This window comes from Psychromonas sp., assembly GCF_047632995.1.
GTDB lineage: Bacteria > Pseudomonadota > Gammaproteobacteria > Enterobacterales > Psychromonadaceae > Psychromonas.
Genome location: NZ_JBLIEK010000188.1, coordinates 1 through 4,822 on the forward strand (window position 1 = coordinate 1; position 4,822 = coordinate 4,822).

Sequence of the window (4,822 nt, forward strand, 5' to 3'; positions counted from 1 at the left end):
CTCCATCTCGCGTCCGTAATTGTCTTTCTTTTTCTAAATCTTTAACACTTCTTAATGGATAAGAAGTTGGTTTCGATAACAGGATATTATCCTATGACCTTCGCCAGTGTTTATTAAGAGTTGAGCCCGATAAGCTTTTCTTAATAGACAAACAAAATTGGTTGCGAGAGCTGGATTTGAACCAACGACCTTCGGGTTATGAGCCCGACGAGCTACCATGCTGCTCCATCTCGCGTCCGTATTTATGCTTCATTTTACAACTGAAAAGTTGGTTGCGAGAGCTGGATTTGAACCAACGACCTTCGGGTTATGAGCCCGACGAGCTACCATGCTGCTCCATCTCGCGTCCGTAATTGTCTTTCTTTTTCTAAATCTTTAGCTGTCAAAATTGGTTTCGATAACAGGATATTAACCTACGACCTTCGCCAGTGTTTATTAAGAGTTGAGCCCGATAAGCTTTTCCTTAATAGACGATAAAATTGGTTGCGAGAGCAGGATTTGAACCTACGACCTTCGGGTTATGAGCCCGACGAGCTACCATGCTGCTCCATCTCGCGTCCGTTTTTATCACTTAAACAACGGCTGTATTGGCCTCTGTCTAAGTGAGGTGAATGATATACAGATCACATTATATTGGCAAGCTCTATTTATGACAATAATACTGAAAGCCTAAATAACAAGCAGTATATGTTTATAACTGCGTGGTATAGTCCATTATTCAAGCTAATTATCCAATTTCCACCCACAGTAAACTTAATAGATAAAAAAACCGACTTATTACAAGTAGTTAATAGCAATGAAAATAAACATAACTTGATTTAAGCTAGATTCGCAAAGCAGATGCAGGTGGCATCAATTTAGCTAATGTAAAACCTATTTGGATATTGACAGTGAAGTTTGTTGTGGCGGAAGTTGGACGGTTAAGGCGCTTTGTTTAAAGCGCCTTGTACGGAGGAGTTACTTTAATAAAGAGTGATCTTCCGGTAGATGCTTAATTATCCACAATACCAACTTGTGGCGAATATTTGCAACATCCTCCTGATCTTTGGCCAGTGGCGAGATGAGTTTATCTTGCACTAATAAACGATAAATACATTCCTGCTTATCTTTTGCCGATGTTGTTGGATCAAAACCGACATATTGACGCTTAAGTGCATATGCAGAGCCAAGTTTTACTGCATGCTGTAATAGTTGAGATTCGTTTTTAATCTTTTTCATGTTTGCCTCAATTTCTGATTATATAGAAATATATTACTGATTTTTAGAAAGTATGTCGTGACCACCTATTCACTCTGATGCTTATAACTCAACTCTTAAGTAAAGTTAATAATTCTGCTTCATCTATTATATTGATACCGAGCTCTTGTGCCTTAGTCAGTTTAGAGCCCGCAGCATCGCCGGCAATAACCGTGCTGGTTTTTTTAGAAACACTGCCGGCAACTTTTGCGCCTAACAGTTGCAGTGCATTTTTTATATCACTACGGGAGAGACTTGTGAACGATCCGGTGATCACGAATGTTTGCCCTAATAACGGCAATTCACTCTCATTAACCCCTTCAATATCCGGCCAATGTATTCCCGCCGCCATTAATTTGCTGACAACCTCGACATTATGTTTTTGAAGGAAGAAATAATAGATATGTTTGGCAACAATCTCCCCCACATCCGCAACACGTTGTAGATCTTCAATACTGGCAAGTTTAATCGCCGCAAATGTTTTGTAATGGTTGGCTAAATTATTTGCGGTCGCTTCCCCCACTTCTCTAATACCCAATGAATAGAGAAAACGCGCCAGTGTGGTTTTTTTGCTAAGTTGCAAACTGTTGATCAGTTTTTTTGCTGAAACCTCTCCCATTCTGGGCAGCGTTGCGACTTGACTGGCCGTTAAACTAAATAGCTGAGCGGGATCTTGGATAAGCTTATGATCCACTAATAACTCAACCAATTTATTACCCAAGCCATCAATATTTAACGCTTTACGCGATGCAAAATGCTTAATCGCCTCTTTGCGCTGAGCGGCGCAGTATAAACCACCCGCACAGCGTATTGTTGTCTCTCCTTCTATGCGTTCAACATTGCTTTCACAAACAGGACAAACAATAGGAAATTCAATTTCCCGCGTCGTTTCAGGGCTGCGTTTATCAAGCAAAACCCGGACAACTTGCGGAATCACATCACCGGCTCGACGAACAATAACGTGATCGCCAATCAAAACACCCAAACGCGCTATCTCATCTTTATTATGCAAGGTTGCATTAGAAACGGTCACTCCCCCGACAAAAACAGGTTTTAGTTTAGCGACAGGGGTAATAGCGCCCGTGCGTCCCACTTGGAATTCAACGTTTTCAACGACAGTCACCGCTTCTTCTGCCGGAAATTTATAAGCAATTGCCCAACGTGGCGCGCGGGCAACAAAACCCAATTTATCCTGCAAACTGATATCATCAACTTTATACACGACGCCATCAATCTCATAGGCCAAACTTGGCCGTTTTTCTGAAAGAGCTTGATAATAAGCATGGCAATCCTCATTACCGACAACCCGCTTCACCTCTTCTGAAACAGGTAAGCCCCACCCCTTTAGCTGTGCAATACGTTCAAACTGAGTCGCAGGCAAATCGCCTTCATATATACCTACCGCATAACAGTAAAATGCCAAGGGACGGCTGGCAGCCACTTTTGAGTCCAGCTGACGCAAACTACCTGCAGCGGCATTGCGAGGGTTAACAAACGGCTTTTCATTAGCTTTGATTAAAGCTTCATTTAATTTATTAAAGCCCGCTTTGAGCATGAAAACCTCACCGCGCACCTCTAATAATGGCGGAATATTGTCACCACGTAATTTAAGCGGGAGGTTGGCGATAGTTTTAACATTCTCAGTGACATTTTCACCCGTTTGCCCATCTCCACGGGTAGCGGCTTGTACAAGTAACCCCTTCTCATAAATAATGCTCACCGCTAAACCGTCAAGTTTAGGTTCAATACAAAAAGCTATCTCACGGTTGTCTAATTTATCAGATGCACGTTGCATAAAATCAGTTAAAGATTGCCCATCAAATACATTATCTAAACTGAGCATAGGTTTCTGGTGGGTTACTTGTTCAAATTTGCTTAGCGCGACTCCGCCAACTTTTTGTGTCGGAGAATTCGCTGACGCTAAATCAGGGTGCTGTTTTTCTAGTTTTTGTAATTGCTGGAAAATTCGATCGTATTCACTGTCTGGAACACTCGGGTTATCAAGTACATAATACTGGTAGTTATACTCTTCTAATAATTCACTTAATCGCGTTATTTCTGTTTTGATGCTCATTTTTTATCACTTATATTCATGCCCAACAGCAATGCATTTTCTATAAAAAAAGCCCCGATATACGGGGCTTCGATTGTTCGGCTCAGTTTTGCTAAATATAACGTAATAAACGCTCATGATAATTTCTGAACTGCTGTTCTGTTAATGGCTCTCTTTCGCCATTTAAAACCAGACAATCAAATTCTTCAGCCATCTGCTCAACTGCAACCAGCATCATATCAAATGCTTCTTTAACGTTAATATTATTATTAGGTACGGTTAAGAAAAATGAAACCCCTTGTGAACGAAATTGTTCCATATTTTCAGGATCAAATACGCCCGGCGCCATCATATTAGCAATACTAAATAAAATTGGCCCAGTCCCGTTGGAGTTAAGATGACGGTGGAAAATTGACATTTCACCGAAACGAAAACCTGCTGTTAAAAAAAACTGCAGTAATTCATGCCCGCGCACAACTTCTGCTTCTTCTCTGGCAACCACATTAAAAATAAAAATATCTTGTGTTTCTTCTGCTGGATATTGCGGCTCAGCTTTACTATTTTTTAATTCTGTTTGAGCAGGAACATCCGCTTCCAATTCATCACTAAGGGGGTCAAGATCAGTAACTATCATTGGCTGCAACAGATCATCTTCATGATCCTGCGGATCTATATTTTCTGAGAACGCCAGCGTTTCTCGCTCAGATGAAAAATTAATATCATCCGTTTCATCAAGATCTAAAGCAGTGAAAAAATCACTATCATCATTGTCATGCTGTTCTTGAATAATACGCACATCGCCGATTATGCCATCCTGATCATTTAAAGCCGTTTTTTCAGTGGATATCTGATCTGTATCTGAATTAGAAAAACCGTCAATAACGGGGGATTTAGCTTTACGATTTAGTAGATAGCCATGGATTAAAACCGCGGCAATAGCTAGGATGCCAATAATAATTAAGATAGGTTGAAAATGTTGCATTTTTCTTTCTCTTGATTAACAAAATGAAATGAAGTCCCTCTCGCTCGAGGTGATGGCAGATAAACTACCTTGAATAAGTGAAAGCGTCTATATATTGCATGTTTTTTTTATGAAATTGTTAACTCTTTATACAAACTTAATATTTTTATACCTGTATTAAGGTAATAAACGTTAGAATTGAACGCTTGATACTTTTTATAAGAGTTTTTATGATGCTACACAACCAACTGGTTAAACAGCCTCTTTCTGGAATAGCCTATTTACTCAAAGGGGTGAAATTACTTTGTCACCCCAAATTACGCTTTTTTGCTGTTATTCCGCTGCTTATCAATATAGCCATTTTTGCCGGTGCATTCTGGTTTTTATTCACTGCAATTATGAATTGGATAGACAGTTACATTGCCGAGTTACCTGATTTTTTAAGCTGGCTTTCCTACCTTTTTTGGCCATTTTTAGTCGCTGCTATTTTATTTTCTTTTGCGTTTCTATTTTCCACAGTCGCTAATTTAATTGCCGCACCTTTTAATGGTTTACTGGCTGAAAAAACAGAA

Annotated in this window: 4 protein-coding genes and 3 tRNA genes; 1 reads left to right on the forward strand and 6 read right to left on the reverse strand. The window is 39.9% G+C overall.

The features are described from left to right. Positions 1–158 precede the first annotated feature (158 nt). The 6 genes from ACJAT7_RS17860 to zipA all read right to left on the reverse strand — a co-directional run bounded on the left by ACJAT7_RS17860 (position 159) and on the right by zipA (position 4,271). Positions 159–235 (reverse strand) — tRNA-Met (locus ACJAT7_RS17860). A 34-nt stretch (positions 236–269) separates the two neighbouring features. Continuing rightward, a tRNA-Met gene (locus ACJAT7_RS17865) sits at positions 270–346 on the reverse strand. A gap of 134 nt (positions 347–480) precedes the next feature. Next, positions 481–557 (reverse strand) — tRNA-Met (locus ACJAT7_RS17870). A gap of 400 nt (positions 558–957) precedes the next feature. Continuing rightward, positions 958–1,218, reverse strand: a complete 261-nt coding sequence (locus ACJAT7_RS17875) for a DUF5062 family protein (RefSeq protein ID WP_415228153.1) — start codon at positions 1,216–1,218, stop codon at positions 958–960. Between the two features lie 88 nt (positions 1,219–1,306). After that, positions 1,307–3,310 carry an NAD-dependent DNA ligase LigA gene (gene ligA / locus ACJAT7_RS17880; RefSeq protein ID WP_415228154.1) on the reverse strand — a complete coding sequence of 668 codons (2,004 nt, stop codon included), beginning with the start codon at positions 3,308–3,310 and terminating at the stop codon, positions 1,307–1,309. A gap of 91 nt (positions 3,311–3,401) precedes the next feature. Beyond that, a complete protein-coding gene (gene zipA, locus ACJAT7_RS17885) occupies positions 3,402–4,271 on the reverse strand; it encodes a cell division protein ZipA (RefSeq protein ID WP_415228155.1) in 870 nt (289 codons plus the stop codon). 209 nt (positions 4,272–4,480) lie between these two features. Between zipA and ACJAT7_RS17890 the strand changes: the two genes are divergently transcribed. Beyond that, a partial coding sequence (locus tag ACJAT7_RS17890) for an EI24 domain-containing protein (RefSeq protein ID WP_415228156.1) occupies positions 4,481–4,822 on the forward strand: 342 nt, incomplete at its 3' end.

Coding starts and splice junctions, on each gene's coding strand:
- ACJAT7_RS17875 (WP_415228153.1), bottom strand. CDS start 1,218: ATGAAAAAGATTAAAAACGAATCTCAACTATTACAGCATGCAGTAAAA.
- ligA (WP_415228154.1), bottom strand. CDS start 3,310: ATGAGCATCAAAACAGAAATAACGCGATTAAGTGAATTATTAGAAGAG.
- zipA (WP_415228155.1), bottom strand. CDS start 4,271: ATGCAACATTTTCAACCTATCTTAATTATTATTGGCATCCTAGCTATT.